19 protein-coding genes, 1 tRNA gene, 1 other RNA gene and 1 riboswitch are annotated in these 22,396 nt (G+C 72.5%); of the genes, 10 read left to right on the top strand and 11 right to left on the bottom strand.

Translation table 11 applies throughout. The annotated features are described in order from the left end of the window. Positions 1-99 precede the first annotated feature (99 nt). A complete protein-coding gene (gene tgt / locus BRM1_RS07905; protein WP_160954330.1) occupies positions 100-1,377 on the top strand; it encodes a tRNA guanosine(34) transglycosylase Tgt in 1,278 nt (425 codons plus the stop codon). Positions 1,378-1,502: 125 nt separating this feature from the next. Here tgt and BRM1_RS07900 read toward each other — a convergent pair whose 3' ends face one another. From BRM1_RS07900 to BRM1_RS07885, 4 genes are read right to left on the bottom strand one after another with little or no spacing between them, the layout of a single operon-like run. After that, positions 1,503-2,372: an SGNH/GDSL hydrolase family protein gene (locus BRM1_RS07900; protein WP_268525027.1), complete on the bottom strand. Its 870-nt coding sequence runs from the start codon at positions 2,370-2,372 to the stop codon at positions 1,503-1,505. Continuing rightward, a complete protein-coding gene (locus BRM1_RS07895; protein WP_442864206.1) occupies positions 2,369-3,169 on the bottom strand; it encodes a queuosine precursor transporter in 801 nt (266 codons plus the stop codon). Before BRM1_RS07895 ends, BRM1_RS07900 begins: the two co-directional genes overlap by 4 nt. Continuing rightward, positions 3,156-3,665, bottom strand: a complete 510-nt coding sequence (locus tag BRM1_RS07890; RefSeq protein WP_160954328.1) for a YbaK/EbsC family protein — start codon at positions 3,663-3,665, stop codon at positions 3,156-3,158. Before BRM1_RS07890 ends, BRM1_RS07895 begins: the two co-directional genes overlap by 14 nt. Next, the gene (locus BRM1_RS07885; RefSeq protein ID WP_268525024.1) at positions 3,665-6,274 is read right to left on the bottom strand and encodes a M3 family metallopeptidase; all 2,610 of its coding nucleotides are present in this window, start codon (positions 6,272-6,274) and stop codon (positions 3,665-3,667) included. The genes BRM1_RS07890 and BRM1_RS07885 overlap by 1 nt, the downstream gene beginning before the upstream one ends. A 207-nt stretch (positions 6,275-6,481) precedes the next feature. Here BRM1_RS07885 and BRM1_RS07880 point away from each other — a divergent pair, with 207 nt between their 5' ends. The 5 genes from BRM1_RS07880 (at position 6,482) to BRM1_RS07860 (ending at position 12,124) form a co-directional block, all read left to right on the top strand. Next, entirely contained in the window at positions 6,482-7,726 is a 1,245-nt protein-coding gene (locus tag BRM1_RS07880; protein ID WP_268525022.1) for an MFS transporter, read from the top strand. A gap of 167 nt (positions 7,727-7,893) precedes the next feature. Further along, complete coding sequence (locus BRM1_RS07875) at positions 7,894-9,006, top strand: AI-2E family transporter (protein WP_268525020.1); 1,113 nt, start codon at positions 7,894-7,896, stop codon at positions 9,004-9,006. A gap of 246 nt (positions 9,007-9,252) precedes the next feature. Next, on the top strand, positions 9,253-9,894 hold the full coding sequence (locus BRM1_RS07870; protein WP_268525019.1) for a peroxidase-related enzyme: 642 nt from the start codon (positions 9,253-9,255) through the stop codon (positions 9,892-9,894). A gap of 293 nt (positions 9,895-10,187) precedes the next feature. Then, positions 10,188-11,711 carry an acetaldehyde dehydrogenase ExaC gene (gene exaC / locus BRM1_RS07865; RefSeq protein WP_160952639.1) on the top strand — a complete coding sequence of 508 codons (1,524 nt, stop codon included), beginning with the start codon at positions 10,188-10,190 and terminating at the stop codon, positions 11,709-11,711. Continuing rightward, the gene (locus BRM1_RS07860; protein WP_160952640.1) at positions 11,711-12,124 is read left to right on the top strand and encodes a DUF779 domain-containing protein; all 414 of its coding nucleotides are present in this window, start codon (positions 11,711-11,713) and stop codon (positions 12,122-12,124) included. The genes exaC and BRM1_RS07860 overlap by 1 nt, the downstream gene beginning before the upstream one ends. Before the next feature lie 243 nt (positions 12,125-12,367). Here the strand turns inward: BRM1_RS07860 and BRM1_RS07855 are convergent, their stop codons facing one another. From BRM1_RS07855 to BRM1_RS07830, 6 genes are all read right to left on the bottom strand, one after another. Next, positions 12,368-12,679 carry a hypothetical protein gene (locus BRM1_RS07855; RefSeq protein ID WP_268525015.1) on the bottom strand — a complete coding sequence of 104 codons (312 nt, stop codon included), beginning with the start codon at positions 12,677-12,679 and terminating at the stop codon, positions 12,368-12,370. Between the two features lie 17 nt (positions 12,680-12,696). Beyond that, a complete protein-coding gene (locus BRM1_RS07850) occupies positions 12,697-13,044 on the bottom strand; it encodes a hypothetical protein (RefSeq protein WP_268525014.1) in 348 nt (115 codons plus the stop codon). A 45-nt stretch (positions 13,045-13,089) separates the two neighbouring features. Continuing rightward, positions 13,090-13,193: riboswitch (TPP riboswitch) on the bottom strand. 185 nt (positions 13,194-13,378) lie between these two features. Then, entirely contained in the window at positions 13,379-14,818 is a 1,440-nt protein-coding gene (locus BRM1_RS07845; protein ID WP_268525012.1) for a L,D-transpeptidase, read from the bottom strand. Positions 14,819-15,015: 197 nt separating this feature from the next. After that, positions 15,016-15,110, bottom strand: an RNA gene (ffs, locus tag BRM1_RS07840) — signal recognition particle sRNA small type. Positions 15,111-15,225: 115 nt separating this feature from the next. Next, positions 15,226-15,759 (bottom strand): type 1 glutamine amidotransferase domain-containing protein, encoded by a 534-nt coding sequence (locus tag BRM1_RS07835; protein WP_160952643.1) that lies wholly within the window; start codon positions 15,757-15,759, stop codon positions 15,226-15,228. A 167-nt stretch (positions 15,760-15,926) separates the two neighbouring features. Continuing rightward, positions 15,927-17,375: an MFS transporter gene (locus BRM1_RS07830; protein ID WP_268525010.1), complete on the bottom strand. Its 1,449-nt coding sequence runs from the start codon at positions 17,373-17,375 to the stop codon at positions 15,927-15,929. A gap of 259 nt (positions 17,376-17,634) precedes the next feature. Here BRM1_RS07830 and BRM1_RS07825 point away from each other — a divergent pair, with 259 nt between their 5' ends. Then, positions 17,635-18,516 carry a helix-turn-helix transcriptional regulator gene (locus BRM1_RS07825; RefSeq protein ID WP_268525008.1) on the top strand — a complete coding sequence of 294 codons (882 nt, stop codon included), beginning with the start codon at positions 17,635-17,637 and terminating at the stop codon, positions 18,514-18,516. 151 nt (positions 18,517-18,667) lie between these two features. Next, entirely contained in the window at positions 18,668-19,354 is a 687-nt protein-coding gene (locus BRM1_RS07820) for an endonuclease III domain-containing protein (protein WP_268525007.1), read from the top strand. A 49-nt stretch (positions 19,355-19,403) separates the two neighbouring features. Here the strand turns inward: BRM1_RS07820 and BRM1_RS07815 are convergent, their stop codons facing one another. Next, positions 19,404-20,519 (bottom strand): VanZ family protein, encoded by a 1,116-nt coding sequence (locus BRM1_RS07815; protein WP_268525005.1) that lies wholly within the window; start codon positions 20,517-20,519, stop codon positions 19,404-19,406. A 278-nt stretch (positions 20,520-20,797) separates the two neighbouring features. Between BRM1_RS07815 and BRM1_RS07810 the strand changes: the two genes are divergently transcribed. Together BRM1_RS07810 and BRM1_RS07805 are read left to right on the top strand one after the other, a co-directional pair. Further along, positions 20,798-22,204 carry an Ig-like domain-containing protein gene (locus tag BRM1_RS07810; RefSeq protein WP_268525004.1) on the top strand — a complete coding sequence of 469 codons (1,407 nt, stop codon included), beginning with the start codon at positions 20,798-20,800 and terminating at the stop codon, positions 22,202-22,204. A 37-nt stretch (positions 22,205-22,241) separates the two neighbouring features. Then, positions 22,242-22,326 (top strand) — tRNA-Ser (locus BRM1_RS07805). The last annotated feature ends 70 nt before the right edge of the window (positions 22,327-22,396 follow it).

Here is a 22,396-nt window from a genome sequence, read left to right as displayed (position 1 = left end):
AGCCCCCCGGGGCCGCGCGGGGAGCACCGCGCGGCCGCGCGGCGGGCCCCGCGGCCGGGCGCCGGCCCACGTGCCCCGGGCCTTCCGTAGACTGGCCCGGTGACTGAGACCCCCGCCGCGCCGGCCGCCCAGACGGCCGGCGGCCCCAGCGCCGATCGCCCGCACTTCGGCTTCGAGGTGGGCCGCCGCCTGGAGACGGGCGGGCGCACCGGCACCATCACCACCCCCCACGGGCAGATCCGGACGCCCGCCTTCATCCCCGTGGGCACGAAGGGCACCGTCAAGGCCGTGCGGCCAGACGAGATGGCGGAGCTGGGCGCCCAGGCGCTCCTCGCCAACGCCTACCACCTCTACCTGCAGCCGGGTGCTGACCTCATCGACGAGGCCGGCGGCCTGGGCGCGTTCATGAACTGGCCCGGCCCCACCTTCACGGACTCCGGCGGCTTCCAGGTCATGAGCCTGGGGGCCGGCTTCAAGAAGGTCATCTCGATGGAGGCGACCGGCGCGGTGGGCTCCGATGACGCGGTCGCACCGGGCAAGGAGCGGCGCAGCTTCGTCGACGAGGACGGGGTCGACTTCCGCTCCCACCTCGACGGCACGGTGCACCGCTTCACGCCCGAGGTGTCGATGCGCGTCCAGCACGAGCTGGGCGCGGACATCATGTTCGCCTTCGACGAGCTCACGACGCTCATGAACTCGCGCGGCTACCAGGAGGAGTCGCTCGAGCGCACTCGGCGCTGGGCGATCCGCTGCGTTGCGGAGCACGAGCGCCTCACCCGTGAGCGCGCCCACCGGCCCTACCAGGCGCTGTTCGGGGTGCTGCAGGGCGCGCAGTACGAGGACCTGCGGCGCAAGGCGGCGCGGGACCTGGGCGCCATGGACTTCGACGGGTTCGGGATCGGCGGAGCGCTGGAGAAGGAGAACCTCGGCACGATCGTCGGCTGGGTGTGCGAGGAGCTGCCCGAGGCCAAGCCCCGCCACCTGCTGGGCATCTCCGAACCGGACGACCTCTTCACCGCCATCCGCGCCGGCGCCGACACGTTCGACTGCGTCTCGCCCTCCCGCGTGGCGCGCAATGCGGCCGTCTACACCCGCGACGGCCGCTTCAACCTCTCCGCCGCCGCGCACCGCCGGAACTTCGGGCCCATCGACCCCGAGTGCGACTGCTACACGTGCCAGCACTACTCGCGGGCCTACCTGCGCCACCTCTACAAGGCCAAGGAGATGCTGTTCTCCACGCTGTGCACGATCCACAACGAGCGGTTCACCGTGAGCCTCGTCGACCGGATCCGCGCGGCGATGGAGGCGGGCGACCTCGATGCGCTCGAGGCCGAGACCCTGGGCCGCTACTACGCGCAGAAGACGGTCCGGTCCTAGGCACAGCGGCGAAGGGGCAGGGCGCGCGTCCCAGCAGGAGGAACTAAGCGCACCCCAGCAGAAGGAACAGAGCGCGCCCCAGCAGGCGACGCAGGGCGCGCCCGCCCAGCGAGCGAGCGGGTGACCTAGCCGCGGGCCCCGGGTGCGCCGGCCGCCGGGTGCGCCGTCCGCTCGTGCCGGGCCCAGGCGCGCTCGAGGGCCGGCCAGATGGCGTCGGCCCACACGCGGTAGCCGCGCTCGTTGGGGTGGAAGAAGTCCCCGCCCTGGTGGAGCAGGTATTGGAACGGCCAGAGCCCGCGCGTCGCGGTGTAGAGGTCCGCGAGCTCGAGGTCGTGGGCGCGGGCCAGCCGGACGATGACGGCATTGGCCGCGCGCACCTTCCGCTCCAGCCACGGCAGGCCGAAGCTCGGGATCGTCGCGACGACGGTGCCCGCGGGCAGCCGCGGGTAGAGGCGCTCGGCGGTCCACACGAAGCCCTCGAGCGTGAAGCGGCGGTCCGCGATGTCGTTGGCCCCGATGATGCACAGGACGAGGTCCGCCTCGGGCAGCCGCTCGAAGAGGGGCAGCTGGTGCTCCATGAGCAGCCAGGAGCTCGCCCCGGGCACGGCGACGTTGGATACCCGCACCTCGCACCCGGTCGCCGCGGCCAGCCGGGTCGCGAGCAGGCCCACGTAACCGGACTGGGGGTCGTTCGCGCCCACCCCCGCCGCAGCGGAGTCGCCCAGCACGCTCATGGCGATGGGCGCCTCGGCGGGTGCCGCCTGCGGCGGGTGCGCGACGAGCTCCCAGTAGCGCGGGAAGAGCCGCGATTGGATCTGCACCCGGGCAACTGAGGCGGCGTAGCCGAGCCCCGCGCCCAGCGCGATGCCGCCCAGCGCCGCGGCCCAGGACGCCGCCCGGTGGTGCCGGCGCGGGACCTGCGGACGATGCGAGGGGCGATGCGAGGCCCGCTCGCGGTGCGGGGCCCGCGGGCGCTGACCGGGTGCGCCGCTCACACCCGCGCCCCCTCCGCGATGCGCTCGCGGTCGATGTCCTCGGAGTAGGCGGGCTCGCGGGCCTTGAACACGCGGATGACCTGATAGGTCACGGGCATGAGGAGGATCTCGACCGCGCACTTGTAGACGAAGCCGACGATGACGTAGTTGACGAAGTCCATCCCCGGGATGATCCCGGCGAACGCGACGATGCAGAAGATGAGGGTGTCGGCGAACTCGCCCACGCCGGTCGAGGTGAGCAGGCGGACCCAGAGCCGGCCCTCGCCCATGCGGCGTTTGACCTTGACGAGCACGAGCGAGTTGAGCAGCTGGCCCACCACGTAGCCGCACAGGGAGGCGAGCGCGATCCGCGGCACGAAGCCCAGCACGGCGGCGAACGCCTCCTGGTTCTCATAGCCGGGCCCGGCGGGGCTCTTGATGACGAGGTAGAAGACGAGGGAGGCCAGGACCTGCATCGCGAAGCCCACGATGACGGCCTTGCGCGCGGCGGCGAAGCCGTAGACCTCGCTGATGACGTCGCCCAGGATGTAGGCGAATGGGAAGAGGAACGCGCCGCCGTCGGTGACGATGGGGCCGAAGCCGATCACCTTTGTCGCGCTGATGTTGGAGATGAGCAGGATGGAGCAGAAGACGGCGAGCACCACGGCGTAGTACCGGCCGTTGAGCGGAGCGAACTTCACGGGCGACAGGCGCGAGGCGCGCGCCGCCGGGCTGGGGGGCTGCGCCGAACCGCGGCTGCGGTCCGGCCGCCCAGATGCGGGGCGCTCGGGCGGGGTGGGGTGCTCAGGGACGCTCAACGTCGATCTCCTTGCCGTGGGTGAGGGCGAGCAGCTGCTCGTAGGTCAGGTCGACCATGGAATCGGGGGTGCCGCCGGCGGCCCAGAGGACGGGGAAGGCGGCGAGCGCGCGGTCGACGTAGGTGGCGACGGGCCGGGGGTGGCCGGTGGGCGCGACGCCCCCGATCACCTGGCCCGTGGCCTCCTTGACGAGCTGCGGGGTGGCGCGCTCCAGCGCGGCCAGCCCCAGCTGCTCGGCGACGAAGGCGGTGTCCACCCGGTGGGCGCCGGACGTCATGACGAGCACCGCGCTGGGCCTCGCCGCATCCTCGTGGGCCGCGGTGTCCGCGGCCCGGCGGGCGGCGAAGATCAGGGAGTTGGCGATCGCCCCCACCTCGACGCCCAGCTGTTCGGCGGCGGCCTGCGCCGTGGGCGTGTGGACGTCGAGGATCCGCACCCGCGAGTCGATCCCGGCCTCGCGCAGGGCCTGCTGAACCCGCTCATTGCGCGCGTGCATCAGCGCTCCCGCCCGTCGCGCGGGCGCTCCTCGCGCCGCTGGCCGTCGTCGGACTCGAACAGCGCGCCGAGGTCCGCGGTGCCCGCCCGGTCGATGTGCGCCGGCAGTTCGACCGGCCCCGTCCCGGGCCCCGTCGCGACACCGGGCTGCGGGCCCGTCGCGGGTCCGGTCGCGGGCGACTGCGAGGACCCCGAGGGGGCGGCCGGCATGCCGGCCGCGCCGGGCTGGGCACCGGGGCCGTCGGGCTGGGCCTCGGTCGCGGTGGCCCGGCCTCCGGCGCCGTCCGGCTGATCCGCGCCGCCGTCGACCACCGCGGCCTCGGGCCGCTCGCGCTCGGCCCGCGCGTCCGCGGTGCCGCCCGCCTCCGCCTCGTCCACATCCGAGGGCAGGGCGGCGGCATCGCCGAAGACCGCCTCGGGCCCCGGCGCCTGGGCGCGGTCGGCTGCGGGCGCGGGGCCCTCCTCCTCGTCCGGAACCGGCAGGCCGCGGCGGCGCAGGAGGGGCGCGATGCCCGGCTGGGCGCCGAAGAAGTCCTCGACCGCCGCCTCAAGGTCCACCGAGTAGCCCGGGGCCAAGAGGGCCTTGCGGAAGCGCTGCCCCGCCTCGTGATCGAGGCCCCCGTTGGCGGCGAACCACTCCTCGGCGTGTGCGGCGAGCACCTCGGACCACAGGTACGAGTAGTAACCGGCCGCATAGCCGTGGGAGAAGACGTGGGCGAAGTACGGCGAGCGGTAGCGCGGGGGCACCAGCGGGTCGAAGCCGGAGGCGGCGAGCACCTCGGACTCGAAGGAGAGCACCGCGTCGACCTGCTCACCGGACTCGAGCGAGTGCCAGCCCAGGTCCAGCAGGGCGGCGGCCAGGTACTCGACGGTCGCGAAGCCCTGGCCGAACGCCTGGGCGCGGGTGAGCCGGTCGACGATCTCGTCCGGAATGCCCTCGCCCGTCTCCACGTGCACCGCGTAGTTGGGCAGCACCTGGGGGTGGAACATCCACATCTCGTTGAGCTGCGAGGGGAACTCGACGTAGTCGCGGGGCACCGAGGTGCCGGCGCGGCTGGGGTAGGTCGAGTCCGCGAACAGCCCGTGGAGCACGTGGCCGAACTCGTGGAAGAGGGTGCGCACGCTGTCCGGGGCCAGCAGCGTGGGCTCCCCGGGGGCGGGCTTGGGCAGGTTGAGCGTGAGCGTGACGATCGGGTGCTCGCCGGTGTACCAGGCGCCGGGCACCAGCTGGTCCATCCACGCGCCGCCGCGCTTGGAGTCGCGCGCATACGGGTCCAGGCAGATGAGGCCCAGGGGCCGGCCGTTCTCCAGCGCCTCGATGACGCGCACGTCCGGGTGCCAGCCGCGCTGGTCGCTTGGCCGGAACTCGAGACCGTACAGCTGGCTCGCGGCGTAGAGGACGCCGTCGCCCAGCACCCGGTCGAACTCGAAGTACTTCGCGGCCGCGGCGACGTCGATGCCGAACTCGCGCTCGCCGTAGGCGCGCAGCAGGTGGGCGAGGTCGGCCTGCTCGATGCGCTTGATGCCGAGGTCCTCCCGGATGGCCGCGAGCTCGGCCGCCAGCTGCTCCTGGGCCGGTGCGAGCAGCCTCGTGAGCAGGGCCGAGGCGTCCTCGGGATCGCCGGCCAGCTGCTCGTCGATCGCGTAGCCCGCGTACGTGCGATAGCCCATGAGCCCCGCCAGGGCCGCGCGCAGCGCCGTGATGTCCGAGACGATGACGCGGGTGTCGTTGTCGTTGCCGCGCGAGCCCCGGGACAGCGAGGCGGTCATGAGCGCCTGGCGCGTGCGGGTGTCGGTGAGCTCGCACAGCGCGCTCTGCTGCGAGGTGCTCTGCAGGCCCAGCACCCACCCGGGCACGCCGCGGTCGGCGGCCCGCTGGGCGGCGGCGCCCAGCTCGACCGGGCTGAGCCCGGCCAGCGCCTGCGCGTCCTCCGGCGGCACGTGCAGCGCGGAGTCGTTCGTCTCCGCGAGCAGCACCTGGCCGAACTCCGTCTCGAGGCTGGACAGCTCGGCGCTGATCGTGGCGGCGGCCTGGCGCGACTCCTCGTCGAGCCGCGCGCCGGCGTGGACGAAGTCGGCGACCGTGAGCTCGTGGTGGCGTCGGTCCTCGGGCAGCAGGTCCACGAGCGAGACGGCCTCGAGGCGGGCGAACAGCTCCGGGCTGAGGAGCACGTCGAGCTCGGCGGCGTGGAGCTCGGCGTCGAGCTGGGCGTAGACCGGCTCGGCCTCCGGCGTTGCGAGCGCAGAGGAGTAGAGCCGCACGAGGGCGGCCAGCCGCAGGGCGGGATAGCGGGCCAGCTCGATCTGCAGGGTCGTGTTGTGGAATGTCGCGGGTGCCTCTGACGCGACGATGGCGGCAATGGCCTCGGCCTGCTGGGCCACCGCGCGCCGACCCGCGGCGCGCAGGTCCGTCGGGGCGATCGCGGCGAAGTCCGGGAGGGTCATGGCCGCGGGCTCCGCAATGGCCTGCCAGGCGGCATCGGCCGCGGGGTCGGCAACCGGCTCGGCGTCGTGCGCGGAGTCGGCACCGTGCGCGGGATCGGCCGCGGGTGCAGGCGGTGCTCCGGCGCCCTGGGGGTCGTGCGGCGCTGGCGTCTGGTCGGTTTCCACGGTGACTCCTTGGCGGTGCGGTGCGCACACGTGCGGGGCGCCGGCCGCGCCGGCCCGGCTGCGGCGGAATCGCGCGCGGTGCCGGTCGAGCGCAGGTGCGGGTGCCCGCCCGTGCGGTGCGGGGCCTCGCCAAGCGGATCGGAGGCGAGGACTATCGTGGTGCTGGTGTGCCGGATACAGGGGACGATGTGCAGTGAGTGAGGGCCGATGAGCGGGTTCGCGGGCTATCCCAAGGGCCACCCGATGACCCGCAGGATCGAGATCGGCCTGCTCATGGCCGGCCTCGCGACCTTCACCCTGCTGTACAACACTCAGGCCATTTTGCCGTACTTCGCACGCGACTACAGCATTTCGCCCGCCCAGGCCGCCCTTTCGGTCTCCGCGGCCACGGCGGGGCTGGCCGTCGGGCTCATCGTCGCGGTGCCCATCTCCGAGCGGCTCGGGCGCGTGCGGGTGATCCGCTGGTCGCTGGGCGGGGCGGCGGCGCTGGGCGCCCTCGCGGCCTTCATCGACGACTGGTCGCTCTTCCTCGTGGTGCGCTTCGCCATGGGCGTCGTGCTCGCGGGCCTGCCCGCCACGGCAGCCGTGTACCTGCGCGAGGAGATCGCCCCCGAGTACTCCACGTCCGCGACGGGCCTCTACATCTTCGGCACGACCCTGGGCGGCCTCACCGGCCGCATCGCCTCGTCCGGGGCGATCGAGCTCATGCACCGGCTGGGCCTGACGGGCGCGCTGGGACTCGACGCCTCGCACCTCGCGCTGCTGTTCACCGCGCTCATCGGCGTCGGGTGCGCGATCGCCTGCTGGCTCCTGCTGCCGGAGTCGCGCGGCTTCACCGTCCACCGGGACTCCCTGCGCGAGCTCGTCGCCAAGTTCGGCCGCGCCTTCCGCGATCCCGTGCTGCTGGGCCTCTACCTGCTGGGCGCCCTGGGCATGGGCACGTTCGTGGGCGCATTCAACGTGCTGGGCTTCCGCCTCGAGGCCGAGCCGTACCTGCTGTCCGTGGGCACCGTGGGCCTGCTCTACCTCGTCTACCCCGTGGCCGGCTACGGCGGGGCGCTGGCCAACCGGCTGGCCGATCGCACCTCGCTGCGCGCGGTCATCGTCTTCGGCCCCGTCCTGGCGCTGGCGGGGGTGGGCCTCATGGCCGCGCGGCCGCTGTGGGTCATCATCGCGGGCATGCTCGTGCTGGCCGTGGGGTTCTTCATCGTCCACTCGCTGGCCTCGGCGTGGGTGGCCACGCGCGCCAACGCGTCCGTGGGGGTGCCCGCCCAGGCCGCCTCCATGTACATGCTCTTCTACTACGGCGGCTCCTCCGTCAACGGCAATCTGGCGCCGCTCGCGTGGGAGGCGGGCGGCTGGCCCGCCGTGACGTGGCTGATCGGCGCGATGATGGCCGCCGCGCTCGTCATCGCGCTGCTGCTGGGCCGCTCCAAGCCGGTGGTGCGCTGAGGGGCTCGCCGCTGAGGGGATCGGCGCTGCGGCAGCGGGCAGCGGTGTGCGGACCGGGTGCGCGGACCGGGTGCGCGAGCCGGGTGCGCGGACCGGCGGTGGGGCAAGCCGCCCTGCCGCGCGGGACGCCTGCGGGGCCGGGCGCCGGATGCGCCTACACTGAGCGGGTGAGCAAGCTCCCTGGATCCCGCCGCGGCACCCTGGGCGGAGTCGTTCCCCCGCCCCCCGCCCGACGCCTGCAGGTTCCCGCGTTCTGGATGGCCTTCGTCGGCACGCTGGGCGTGGGACTGGGCCTCATGGTGATCAACGGGCTGTCGACGATCGCCTCCGTCATCACCTACGTCGGGGTGGCGCTGTTCCTCGCGCTCGGCCTCGACCCCGTCATCCAGTTCCTCGAGAAGCGGCACATCCGCCGCGGGCTCGCCACCGTGCTCACCCTCGTCGTCATGGTGCTGGCGGTGACGGGGGTCTTCCTGCTCATCGTCCCGCCGGTCGTCGCACAGATCCAGGCGTTCATCGGCAACCTGCCCGTGCTCATCAACGAGCTCGCCAACCGCGAATGGGTCAAGGACCTCGAGGCGCAGTTCGCGGGCTCGCTCGACCTCAACGCCCTCGTCTCGCAGGGCAGCCAGTGGGCCTCGGACCCGAAGAACATCCTGTCGCTGGGCGGCGGGGTGGTGGCGGTGGGCGCCGGCATCGCGAACTTCACCGCCGGGCTCATCATCGTCGTCATCCTCACGATCTACTTCACCGCCACGCTGCCCTCGATCAAGCGGGGGCTCTACCTGTTGGTGCCGCGCAGCCGTCGGGCCTTCACCGAGTCGGTCACGGAGGAGGTCACCCGGTCCGTGGGCCGCTACGTCTTCGGCCAGGTGCTGCTCGCCGCGATCAACGGCCTGCTGTCCTCGATCTTCCTCACGATCATCGGCTCGCCGCTGCCGGCGCTCCTCGCGTTCATCGCGTTCCTGGGCTCGCTCATCCCGCTGGTGGGCACGCTGTCCGGGTCCATCGTCATCGTGGCCTCGTGCCTGTTCGTCTCGCCGTCCATGGCGATCATCGCGGGCATCTACTACCTCATCTACATGCAGATCGAGGCCTACATCCTCAGCCCCCGAATCATGAACCAGGCCGTCAACGTGCCCGGCTCGATCGTCATCATCGCCGCGGCCGCCGGCGGCGGGCTGGGCGGCGTGCTCGGCGCGATCGTCGCCGTGCCGCTGGCCGCGAGCCTCCTCATCATCGTCCGGCGCGTCGTCATCCCCCACCAGCACAAGCGCTAGCTCCGCCGGGTCCTGCCCCTGGCGCCCGAGGCGGCACGGGCCGTCCCCGCGCGGGCACCGGGCCGGTCTGGCCCGGGCTGCCCGCTCGCCACCGGCCCGGGGGCGTTCCCTCCCCACCGGTCCGGCGGGGCCCGCTCCTCACCGTCCCGATGGGGTTCGCCGCCCCGTCGGCCCGATGGGCTCGCAGCCCCGGAGCGCCTCGGGCAGCGGGCCACGGGCGGAGCGCGGAGACCCTAGAGTGGTCCCATGAGCGACAACGCCGTCACCGAGCCCTATCCCGTCCCCGATCTGTCCGGCCTGCCGGCGGATGTCCTTGCCCGGATCCGCGCCGAGGGGGAGGCCTCCGGCTTCGTGCCGAACGTCTTCCTCACGCTAGCCCGGCGCCCCGCCGAGTTCCGCGCCTTCTTCGCCTACTACGACGCGCTCATGGGCAAGGAGGGCGGCGGGCTGACGAAGGCGGACCGGGAGATGATCGTGACCGCCACCTCGGCGGCCAACGACTGCCTCTACTGCGTCGTCGCCCACGGCGCGCTGCTGCGGCTGTTCGAGCGCGACCCCCACATCGCCGACCGGGTCGCGGTCAACTGGCGCAGCGCGGGCCTGCCCGCCCGCCAGCACGCGATGCTCGAGTTCGCCCTCAAGGTCTGCGAGCGGCCCGGCGAGGTGGGGGATGCGGACCGGGCGGCGCTGTACGAGCACGGCTTCGACGACGAGGACGCGTGGGACATCGCGGCGATCACGGGGTTCTTCGGCCTGTCCAACCGGGTGGCCACCGTGGCGAAGATGGCGCCCAACCCGCAGTTCTACCTGCTGGGGCGGGTGCCCAAGGACGTCTACGCGCAGCTGACGGCGCAGCCCCCGGTGCAGGACCCGCCCGCGGCCGGCTGAGCCGGGTCCGGCGCCCTGGGCAGCCGGCCGACCGACGAGCGGGCAGGCGGGCGCGTCGATCCCGCGCGGGCATCGCGGCCGCAGGCGCAGCGGCCGGCTCCCCGGGGCGCCGCAGGTGGCCCATTGGGCAGCCGCGCTGGCCCACGGCGAACCGCGGAACACCGTTGAGCCATGTCCGCTCCAGCGGTTAGGGTGTGACGCAAGCCGCATGAATGGCCCGGACCGGGCGTTCGCAACGGCCGTCAGCCGCGCGGAGCGCACGCACCGCGCGCCGGATCTCAATGAGGAGAATCATGGCAGTCTACGCACAGCCCGGCAGCCCGGACGCAAAGGTCAGCTTCAAGCCCCGCTACGAGAACTGGATCGGCGGCGAATGGACGCCGCCGACCAGCGGCAAGTACTTCGAGAACGTCAGTCCGGTCAACGGCAAGCCCTTCACCGAGGTCGCCCAGTCCAACGCGGACGACGTCGAGCTCGCCCTCGACGCGGCACACAAGGCCGCCCAGACGTGGACGAAGACGAGCGCCGCCGAGCGCGCCCTCATCCTCAACAAGATCGCGGACCGCATGGAGGACAACCTCGAGGCGCTCGCGGTGGCGGAGACGTGGGACAACGGCAAGCCCATCCGCGAGTGCCTCGCGGCGGACATTCCGCTGGCCATCGATCACTTCCGGTACTTCGCGGGCTGCATCCGCGCGCAGGAGGGCTCCCTCTCGCAGATCGACGACGAGACCGTTGCCTACCACTTCCTCGAGCCGCTGGGCGTCGTCGGCCAGATCATCCCGTGGAACTTCCCGCTGCTCATGGCGGTGTGGAAGCTCGCACCGGCGCTGGCGGCCGGCAACTGCGTGGTGCTCAAGCCCGCCGAGCAGACCCCCGCCTCGATCATGGTGCTCATCGAGATCATCGGCGATCTCCTGCCGCCCGGCGTCGTCAACGTCATCAACGGCTTCGGCGTCGAGGCCGGCAAGCCGCTGGCGTCGAACAAGCGCATCGCCAAGATCGCGTTCACCGGTGAGACGACCACCGGCCGCCTCATCATGCAGTACGCCTCGCAGAACCTCATCCCGGTGACGCTGGAGCTGGGCGGCAAGAGCCCGAACATCTTCTTCAACGACGTCGCACAGTCCGATGACAGCTACTACGACAAGGCGCTCGAGGGCTTCGCGATGTTCTCCCTCAACCAGGGTGAGGTGTGCACGTGCCCCTCGCGCGCACTCGTCCAGGAGGGGATCTTCGACGACTTCGTGGCCGCGGGCATCGAGCGCGTGCGCGCCACGAAGCAGGGCAACCCCCTCGACACGGACACGATGATCGGCGCGCAGGCGTCGAACGACCAGCTCGAGAAGATCAAGTCCTACCTCGACATCGGCAAGCAGGAGGGCGCCGAGGTGCTCATCGGCGGTGAGCAGGCCCACCTCGACGGGGACCTGGCCGATGGCTTCTACATCCAGCCCACCGTGTTCAAGGGCACGAACAGCATGCGGATCTTCCAGGAGGAGATCTTCGGCCCCGTGCTCGCGCTGACCTCGTTCACGAACTTCGAGGAGGCGATGAAGGTCGCCAACGACACCCTCTACGGACTGGGCGCAGGTGTGTGGAGCCGCAACGGCAACACGTGGTACCGCGCAGGCCGGGAGATCCAGGCCGGCCGCGTGTGGGTGAACAACTATCACTCGTACCCGGCCCACGCCGCGTTCGGCGGGTACAAGTCCTCGGGCATCGGGCGCGAGAACCACAAGATGATGCTCGACCACTACCAGCAGACCAAGAACATGCTGGTGAGCTACTCGGAGAGCAAGCTGGGCTTCTTCTGATGAGCGAGCAGGCACTCGACCGTCCGCTGGATTCGCAGCCCACCCTGGACGGTGAGACCGAGTCCCGGGTGGCGCTGACTCCGGCGGCGGTCGAGCTCCTGCGCGAACTCATCGGCCAGCACGGCCAGCTCATGTTCCACCAGTCCGGCGGGTGCTGCGATGGGTCCTCGCCCATGTGCTATCCGGCCGGTGAGTTCCTCACGAGCGACGCCGATGTGCTGCTGGGCCGTTTCACGCTGCCCGGTGTCGATGCCGAGCAGGCCGAGCTCGAATTCTGGATGTCCGCGGAGCAGTTCCGCTACTGGAAGCACACCCACCTGACGGTGGACGTGGTCAAGGGCCGCGGCTCGGGCTTCAGCGTGGAGTCGCCCACGGGCCAGCGGTTCCTCATCCGCTCACGGCTCGTCGGGTAGCCCGCACCGCCCCCCCCAGGGTGCGAGGGGGCGGGGGAGCCGCGGGGCGGGGGAGCCGGTGGTTCTCCCGCCCCGCTTGGTCCGCACCGCTCGGGCACGGATGAGGCGCTCGGGCACGGATGTGGCGCTCGGGCACGGATGTGGCGCTGGTGCACGGGAGCTCAGGCGCTGGCGTGGCGCCTCAGAGGCCGGCGCGCAGATCGAGAACCGCATGGCCTCACCGCCCGGGAGCCCCGCCACCGCTCACGCGCTGTAGGCGGCGTCGAAGAACTCGAGCTCCAAGCGGACGAAGCGATCCCACAGGCCAGCGGCTTTCGCGCGCTCCGCCTCGTCCAGGTCCGCGCCCACGCGGTCGAGCTCGTCGACGATGACCTGCACCCAGGCGCGGAAGTCCGCGCCGCGGTGCAGCTCGATCCAGCCCAGGTGCTCCGGTCGGCTGGGGTCGGCGAGCTCGCGCTCGCCCCAGTCCAGGTAGAGCCACTCGGCGACGGCCATGACGATGAGGCTGCGGACGTAGGAGTTGGCGTGCGCCGTGTCGAGCATGCCCTCGACCATCGCCGCCGAGGTTGCGGTCAGGGGGCCTCGGCGGCCCGCTCGGTCGACGAGCCGAGGGCCGCCAGGGCGCGTTCGAAGTAGCCGTCCTCGTCCGAGGCGAAGAAGCCCAGCTGGGCGGAGAAGCGCAGCTTGGGCTCCACGCGGTCGGCGTTGACGACGCACGAGGCGCACAGCGACAGGGCCGCATTGAAGAAGCGGTAGTCCTGCTCGAGGTAGTGGGCGAGCACCGCGTCGTCGATGCGGCCGTCGAACAGCTCCTCGACGAAGCGGTGGCCGATCGCCCGGTCCCAGGTGTCACTGGTGCGCTTGCGCAGTTGGGCGGCAAAGCCGCCCGGGGCGGTGGTGATGGTGGTGGCGGTGCTCATCGTCGACCTCCTTGCGGGGAGGGGTGCGGCACGGCCGGGCGCGTGGGGCCCTGCTTGACGACTTCCTCCGCCGGTGCTCACCGGATCAGGTTCGAAGGGTCTGCTGCCGCACTCTCAGCGCCCGCGATGGCGCTCCCCTGTCGTGGAGCCCACCCTAGCGCAGGTGGCGGGTGCGGTGGCCGGCGCACGGCTGAGGTGCGCGCACGGTCTACGTGCCCGGTCGGTGACATCGCTGGGGTGAACGTTCGGGTGCACGGGTCCCCCCCTCCCGGAACGCACGACCGCCCCGGCCGTCGTGGGCCGGGGCGGTGGGGTGCGTGCAGGGGGGAGGGGCTCAGCTCTTGATGGCCGAGAGCTTCTGCCACTGCTTCCAGCTGTACGTCCAATCGGAGACGTCGCCCGAATCCGGCGTGAGGGAGACCCGCGAGCCGGTGATGGAGACCGGGTCGCCGTACTTCGCGGAGGCGAAGTACTTCGCGGCCCGTGAGGTCGAGAGGTTGATGCAGCCGTGCGAGACGTTCGAGCTGCCCTGCACGCCCTCGGACCACGGCGCCGCGTGGACGAACTCGCCGTTGTTGTGGATGCGCACTGCCCACTGGACGGGCGTCGAGTAGCCGTAGCGCTCCGAGGTCATCGTGTAGTCGGCCGACTTCGACATGACGATGTGCTCGCCGTTGTAGGAGGGGGAGCTGGGCTTGCCGAGCGAGGCGGGCCAGTCCCACAGCTTCTTGCCGTCGCGCGTCACCGTCATCCGGTGCGTCTTGGCGCTGGCCTTGACGATCTGGGAGCGGCCGATCTTGAAGTCGAGCGTGACGTTCTTCTTGCCGTACGTCTCGTCCGAGGTCTGCACGCCCTTCATGGGCAGCTTGACCGTGACCTTCGAGTGGGCCGGCCAGTGCTCCTCAGTGCGGTAGTGGATGCTCGAGTGGCCGTCGTCATCGGGCAGCCAGCCCCAGGCGCCCGTGACGCTGCGCTTCTTGCCGTTGTTGTCCGTGACCTGGACCGTCATGCGGTTCTGGATCGAGGCACGGTACTTCTTGGGCACGATGCCGGAGAAGTTGACGATGACGGGCGCGGCGACGCCCACCGTGTCATCGTCGGCGATCTCCGTGAAGGTGCGGGTCGTCTCGCTGGAGGGCTCGGAGGTCTTGACGGTGCCGGTCTCCTCGTGGGACTGGCCGTCGTTGCCCTTGACCGTCGCCTTCCACTCATAGGTGGAGTTGCCGGCGACCGTGAAGTCCGAGGTCCACGTCGTGCCCTCCTCACCGGAGCCCGGGTCATCGGAGGCTCCCGCGCTGGGGGCCGCCGAGGCGCCCTCCGAGTTCTCATCGGAGGCGCCGGCCCCCTGCGAGGCGGACGCGGTCGAATCCGCGTCGCTGTCCTCGAGCTCCGAATCGGAGGTCGAGGAGCGGTTGGCGGCCGTGAAGCCCGCATTCTGGGCGCTGGGCGTCGCGGTAGTGTCCGCCTCGTCGGCGTCCGCGCCGCTGGACAGGGACCCCTTGTCGACGGGGATCTCCTTCTGCTTCGAGTCGGAGGCGCTCGCGGAGGCGAACGTGCCGTTCTCGACCCTGAGCGTCAGGTGCTGCCCGGCCTTGACCGTCTTGACCTCTTTGCCCTTGGCGTCGACGACGCTGATCGAGGGGCTGGCCTGCTCCGTGTTGGCGGAGCCGTTGTGCGAGGCGTTCTCGCCGGTGCCGGAACCGGAGGGGGTGCAGGCCGCGAGGAGCGCGGCGGAGGAGATGAGGGCGGTGGCAGCAAGAAGACGGCGGGACACGCGTGGCCTCTCTGTGGAGGATGTGGATGGCTTTCACAAAGGATACGGGCCCAATGTCAACGCGCGATGACGACGGGGACCGGCCTGTGGGAGTCCACGGGGATATTGGCTTGGAGGGGGGCGGTGACCAGGGGAGATCCCTGCAGCATTCGTTGCAGAATCGTGACACCTGCCGTCGGCGTGGGCGTGCCCGGGCAGAAAAGGACTCTTCGTGCACCCGCCAGAGCCTTCTTACCCTTGCTACCTTCCGGTCCTGGGGGATTCGCAGGGTGACGCCGCACGAAGAGCCGCTTCCATAGTAGGGCACCGGGGCGCGGGAGTGAAATCCCCGCGCCCCGGCGCCCAGCCCAGCGGACGGTGCCGCGGCGAGTGCGCGCAGTCCAGCGCGCACACCGCGGCGGGGGCGCTCAGTCGAGCGCGGCGACGATCGCGGCGTCGAAGGCCTCGAGGTCGGCCGGGGTGCGCGAGGTGATGAGATTGCCGTCGATGACGACCTCCGAGTCCTCCCACTTGGCGCCCGCGTTGACGAGGTCCACCTTGATGGAGCCCACACTCGTGAGCTTGCGCTCATGGGCGACCCCCGCCTCGGCGAGCAGCCACGGGGCGTGGCAGATCGCGGCGACCGGCTTCTGCGCCGCGAAGAACGCCTTGACGAACTCCACCGCCCGCGGGTCCCCGCGCAGCGCGTCCGCATTGAGCGTGCCGCCGGGCAGCACGAGCATGTCGTAGTCGCCGGCCGCTGCATCGGCCAGCGGCACATCGACGGCGAACTCCTCACCGCGGTCCCAGTCGCCTTTCATGGCCTGGAGGCTGCCGTCCGCGGGCGAGACGATCTGGGTGATCGCCCCCGCGGCATCGAGCGCCTCGCGGGGGCTCGTGAGCTCGGGCTGCTCGACTCCGCGGGTGACGAGGATTGCGACCTTCTTGCCTGCTGCCGACATGGCGTCTCCTTCTGTGCGTAGGTTCCGGGCCGCGCCGCGGCCGGCGCGCCCGTGGTCGGCGGATGCCGCTGCTCCAGCGGCCCCGTGCGCGGGGCCGGCGGGCGGGCACCCCGCCACCAGCGCAACGTGCGCGGACGGGCGGCGTATTCCGTGAGGTCCCCTTGCCCTCACGCGTCCCGCGCGGTGCCGGGCGGGTCCGCGGGACCGGCGGGCGGCTCGGGGGCGGGCCGGACGGCGATCCGGCGCAGGCGCAGGGCGGCGAGCCCGAACGCCGCGGCCAGGGCGAGCTGGACGAGGCTGACGACGCCGAAGGCGTGATCGGCGCCCAGCCGCGCGCTCAGGCCCTGGAAGGCGGAACCGAGAACGGCCACGCCCACCGCGATGCCCGTCTGCTGCATCGTCGACACGAGACCGCCGGTCAGACCCGCGATGCGCCTCGGCACCTCGGCCATGACGGTGGCAACGAGCGGCGCGAACTGCAGGGCCTGGCCGGCGCCCAGGACGACCCCGGGGAGCTGGAACCACAGCTCCCAGTGCGCGGGGGCCACCAGCGAGAGTGCGCCCACGCCCGCGAGCCCCAGTGCCTGCACGAGCGCCCCGAGCAGCAGGGCCTGGGGGCCGCCCAGGCGGGCGCTGATGCGGTGGGACAGCGCGGAGACGATGACGAAGGCGGTGGCGAAGGGGGCCAGGGTGAGGCCGGAGAGCCACGCCGGATCGCCGTGCGCCGACTGGGTGAGCAGTGCGAAGTTGTAGAGGAAGGCGCCGAAGCCCGCGAAGAAGACCGCGGCCATGATCATGCCCGCCGCGATCGCGGGGCTGCGCAGGACGCGGGGCGGCAGCAGCGGCTGGGCGCTGCGCGCCTCGGCGCGCCGCTGCTGGACGATGAGGGCGACGAGTGCGGCGACCGCCGCGGAGAGTGGGATGAGCGCGGCCGCGCCCCAGCCGGTGGACGGGCCGATCGCCAGGCCGGTGAGCAGCCCGCCCAGGGCGAGGGCGAGCAGTGCGGCCCCCGCGAAGTCGAGGCGGAGGCCCGGTTCCCCGGCGTCGGCCGGCAGCCGCAGCGCGGCCCACGCGCACACCCCGCACGCGGCCGCGAACACGGCGAACGCCAGGCGCCAGCCCCAGACGGGGCCGCCGAGCGAGGTGAGCGCACCGCCGATCACCTGCCCGCCCACGGTGCCCACCCCGGAGAACGCGCCGAACGCGCTGACGGCGCGCACGCGCGCCTGGCCCACGGCGCTGAGCTGGATGATCGAGAGGATCTGCGGCATCATCACCGCCGCCGCGAAGCCCTGCAGGGCGCGCGCCGCGATCGCCATGGGCACGTTCGCGGCGCCCGCGACGAGCAGCGAGGTCGCCAGCAGCCCCAGCATGCCCAGGATGAACAGGCGCTTGCGCCCGAAGCGGTCGCCGATCCGGCCGCAGAGCACGATCGCGGCCGCGAAGGCGGCGGCGTAGGCGCCCACGATGAGCGCGAGCTGCGCCGGGCCGGCGCCCAGGGCCGAGCGGATCTGGGGGGAGGTGATGTTGCCCAGGGAGAAGACGAAGGTCGCGAGGAACGCCGCGAGCTGCAGGGGCCACAGGCTCGGGGCCGGGCGCGGCTGCCTCGCACTCATGCGCGCCTCCTTCCGGTGGACTGGGGGACCGACCGGGGTGGGGTGTGGGGCGGGTCCGGGCTCCGGGTCGGCGGAGCGGTGGATGGAGCGGCTGGCGGCCGGTGCGCTGTGCGCGGCGCGGGCTTCGGTGTGCGTCATGGGGCCAGCCTGGGCGGTGCGCGGGCCCTGGGGGAGTGTCTGCCCATCCTGTCACCCGGAGCACCACCCTGGGGAGCGGTTCGCGGCGGCGGACGGGTCCTGCGGTGGGCACAATGGGCCCATGGCAGTCATCAGCCGGGCCGAACTGGCCGCCTTCCTGCGCAGCCGCCGCGATCGCCTCAGGCCCGAGGACGTGGGGCTGCCCCGCGGAGCCCGCCGGCGCGTGCCGGGTCTGCGCCGGGAGGAGGTGGCGGTGCTCGCGCACGTGGGCACCACCTGGTATGCGTGGCTGGAGCAGGGGCGCGACGTCCATCCGTCGGAGGAGGTGCTCGCCGCGATCGCCGATGCCCTCCTGCTGCGCTCCGAGGAGCGCGCCCACCTCTTCCGCCTGGCCGGCTACCCCGCGCGCGCCGCCTCTCCCGGTGTGGGCGCCATGGACGCGCGGCTGCGCGAGACGCTCGATGCGCTCTCCCCGCTGCCGGCGATGGTGGCCGATGCGCTGGGCTACTGGCACTCGTTCAACGCGGGCTACCGCTACCTCATCGCCGATGCCCATGCGCTCGTGGGATCCCCCGCGGATGCCAACTGCACGGTCCAGTCGCTGCGCAATCCCGCCTGGCGCCGGGCGCTGGCCGACGATCCCCACTACTGGCGGCTGCACGTGGCCAAGCTGCGCACGGCATTCGCCGAGGTGCCCGATGACCCGCGCTGGCCGGCGTTCCTCGAGCGCCTGCGCGAGTGGGAGGAGTTCGCCCAGGCCTGGGACTCCGGCGAGGTCATGCGCGAGGCCACCACGCGCAAGGTCTTCGACAACCCCTACGTCGGCCGCCTCGAGCTCTACGCCGTGGGGCTGGCAGTCATGGAGGACCGCCGGCTCACGCTCACGGTCTTCCAGCCGGCGGACGCGGTCACTCGGTCCCGCCTCGAGCACCTGGACGAGCTCATCCGCAGCGGTGCGATCGACGCCCTGGCCGCCCGTGCGCCGCGCCTGCGCGCCGTGTGAGCGCTGCTGGCCGTGCCTGTGCTGCTGGCCGTGACCCCGCCGCCGGCCGTCACCGCGTTGAGCTGGGCTGGACTCGAATGGACGGGGGTGGGCTGCGCCTGGGGCGGTCGCCGAGGCCGTGGCCCCGGGGGCGGGTCCGTAGGATGCGGGCATGGCCACCCCACGCGACTCGCGCGCCAGCGCAGGCGCCCGCCGCCTCGCGGACCTCGACCTCGGCGTGCTCTACGAGCGGCTGCTCGCCGCGCACGGCCCCCAGGACGACTGGTGGCCGGCCGAGTCCGCCTTCGAGCGCATGGTCTCCGCCATCCTCGTGCAGAACACCCGCTGGGAGAACGCCGCCGCGGCCATCTCGAACCTGCGCGAGGCCGGCCTCATGAGCCCGGAGGCGCTCGCGCAGGCCGATCCCGAGGCGCTGGCCGGCCCCGTGCGCCCCGCCGGCTTCATGACGGCGAAGTCCGCAGCCGTGCGGGGGCTCGCCGCGTGGGTGCGCGACGGAGAGCCCGAGGCGCTCGGCGATGAGGAGCTGCGAGCCCAGCTCCTCGCCCTGCGGGGCGTGGGGCCCGAGACCGCGGACGTCATCGCCCTCTACCGCTATGAGCGCCGCGCCTTCATCGCCGATGCCTACGCCCGCAGGCTGCTGGCCCGGTTCGACTACGCCGTGCCCGGCTCCTACGAGGCGACCCGCCGGCAGGTGCTGCCGGCCCTGGAGGCCTCGGCGCTGGGCGCGCGCGAGCTGGGCGAGCTCCACGGGCTCATCGTCGAGGAGGGCAAGGCGGACGCCCAGCGCTCCCAGGCGCGAGCGCGGCACAGCCCGACCGCGGCCGCGCGAGCGCGGTAGCGGCGGCGGGCGCGGTCAGGCGCGTCGGAGAGCGGGGAGGCGAGCGCGCTCAGGAGTGCGGCTGGGGCGGGCCTGCCGGCGCCTCGGGCCCGCGGTCCGGTGAGCGCTGATCGCACAGCGCGGCGCCGGTGGCCAGGGCGGGCAGTCCGCCCGGGCCGGTGGGCGCCAAGACGAGCACGATGCACACGAGCGCGAAGACCGCGGCCGCACCCGGCAGCGGAAGGGCCTGCCCGGCCAGGAGGATGAGCAGGTAGCCGCCGCTGCCGCACAGGAAGCGCAGGAGGCGGGCCGGCGGAGTCGCCATGCGGGGGCGGCGATAGGCCAGGCGCACCGTGAGGTCACCCGGTGTGGCGCCCGTGGCCAGGGTGGTCGCCAACCAGATCCCCGCCGTGGTGGCGAGCGCGATGGCCTCCGGCCAGTGGGCAAGCGCGAGGGCGCCTCTGTCCGCGCGGGCGAGCAGCTCGGCGCCCAGCCGCAGGCCCACCGTGAGGGCGGTGAGGATGAGCGTGCTGGCCAGCCAGTCGGAGAACATGCCGAGCAGGCGGCGGGGGCGCGTGACGGGGCGCGGCACCTCGGGCGCGGCATCGTTGGAGCCCCAGAGGCGGCGGGGGACCGCGAGCGCGAGGAGGGATCCCACCAGGGCGCCCGAGGTGTTCGTGAGCATGTCGTCGACGTCGAAGACGCGATAGGCGCAGTCGTAGAGGCCCCACACCCCGGTCAGCTGGGTGGTTTCGACGAGTGCGGAGATCGCCAGGCCCAGGGCGCCGGCGGTGAGGAGGCCGCGCCCGCCCAGGACGCGCACGAAGAACCCGAGCGGGACGAAGAGCAGCACGTTGAGCGCCAGCTGGAGGACGAGCGGGTTCGCCGCGAATGCCCGCAGGCCCCCGCCGGACTCCGCCCACGCCCGTGCGAGGTCCGCCGCGAACTGCCCCAGGTGCGTATTCGTCCCGGCGCAGCGCACGGCGTTCGGGGCGGGCAGCGGCAGGAGCGTGTAGGTCCAGATCGCCCAGAAGTACACGAGCGCCGCGCCCCACAGGAGCAGTCGGCCCAGCGACAGACCTCCCTGGCGGTGGTAGAGCCCCGCGACGATCGGCACGAAGAGCACGACGCCGGCCACGGCGCCCAGGGCGACCGCTGCGACAGCGGAGAGGACATGGGGGCTCATGGGGGAGGGGTCTCTTCTCTCGCGGGGAACCGGCAGGGAACGGGGCCGCGCGACGGTCCTGGTGCACGGCGCGTGTCAGCGTAGCCGAGGCGCGCGGCGGGGGGCCCGCGCGGGTGGTTGGGGATGCGTGAGGAAGGGACAGTCGGGCACGGGGGCCCCGGGTGGCAGTGGCCGCGGTCGGTGATTAGTCCGAAAAGCGGTTGGCATGTATTCTCTCGGATGTGCGTGCTGAGTCTCACAAGCACACTCCCCTCCGTCCCCCGAGTGAATGGCCTCCCATGACCCGCATCCTCCGCGCCCCGCGGCTGCTCGCCGCATTCGGCGCGCTCCTGGCGCTGTTCGCCAGCAGCCTTGTCCTCCTCGCCGCCGCACCCGCTCGCGCGGCCGACTGCGCCCCCGCCTCCGGCAGCACCGACATCTCCTCCGCCGCGTACGGCGATGACGACGTCACCCTGACGGGAGGTGTGGACTACACCTGGGGACAGGAGACGAAGCTGCACATCGACTTCGGCAAGAGCAAGAAGCTCGCGTCCGTGAAGACGGGCGACTACTTCACCTACACCCTGCCCGCGGACAGCGGGCTCGCCCCGCAGGTCGGAGGTGCCTCCTTCGACGTGACCGATCCGGCGCACGGCAACCAGGTCATCGCCTGCGCCGTCTTCGACGCCCAGGCACAGCAGCTCACCGTCGTCTTCAACGATGCAGCGGCCAAGCTCCAGGGCGTGCAGGGCTGGGTGGAGCTGCGCGTGCAGATCTTCCCCCTCGGTGAGGGCACCGAGGGGCCGCGGAAGATCCGGCTGACGCAGACCAAGACCCTCGACATCACGGTCCACCCCGGTCAGGGCCCCGGTGAGGGCTTCCACAAGGACGGCTGGCTGCGCGTCGGCCTCAAGGAACCGGCATTCAGCGCGGACCGCGCGATCGTGTGGCGCATCGCGTTCCCGCGCATGCAGGAGAGGCTGACGAACGTCGAGGTCACGGACGACTCCGAGGACACGAAGTGGTCCTTCAACTGCTCCTTCATCGATGTGTCGGCCGTTCAGGTGCTGGGGCCCAACCGGGCGTTCGAGCAGCGCGATCAGCCGATGAACGACGCGGAGAAGGCGATCGCGAAGACGGTCGAGGGAGCGTGCGAGGCCGAGCGGTTCCAGGCGAAGGTCCCGGAGATCCCCGCCGGGTACATGGTCATCTTCCCCGCGCTGTACGCCAGCGTGCAGATGCCCATGGGCGGCACGTACACGAACACGGCCGTGCTGACCGCGGACCAGTGGGACAAGCCCCTGACCACGGGGCACAAGGTCGACATGAGCGGCAACGGCGAGGGCTCGGGCGACTCGTCGACGCCGCCGGTGACCCCCACGACGACGGCTCCCGTGCCGACGACCACGGAGCCTGCGCCCACGACCCCCGCCACCACGCCGCCTGCGACGACGGCGCCCAGTGAGGCTCCGTCGCCGAACGCGAGCTCCACGCCGAGCGCGTCTGCGACGACGCAGCCCGCCCCCGGTCCGGGTGAGGCCCCAGATCCGGCGCCCGCACCCGCCCCGGGTGGCGACGACGACTCCCATGGCTCAGGTCAACTGCCGCGCACGGGTGCCGAGCTTGCCCTGGCAGTCGGCAGCGCTGCCGCGCTCATGGTGGTGGGAGCGGGGCTGCTGCTCGCCTCTCGCCGCAGGCGCCGCTGATTCGGCAAAAGCCGGGGCCTCGGGTAGAGTCTTGCGCGGAGGATTCGCCTAGCGGCCTATGGCGCACGCCTGGAACGCGTGTTGGGTTAACGCCCTCAGGGGTTCAAATCCCCTATCCTCCGCGGTGAAGACCCCCGCTTGCCCTTCGAGGGCAAGCGGGGGTCTCGCGTCTCCGGCTATGTCAGTGCCCCC

It is taken from the genome of Brevibacterium sp. BRM-1, from assembly GCF_026802075.1.
Classification (GTDB): domain Bacteria; phylum Actinomycetota; class Actinomycetes; order Actinomycetales; family Brevibacteriaceae; genus Brevibacterium; species Brevibacterium rongguiense.
The sequence above is the reverse complement of the archived record's forward strand: the minus strand, read 5'-3'. Positions and strand labels throughout refer to the sequence as shown.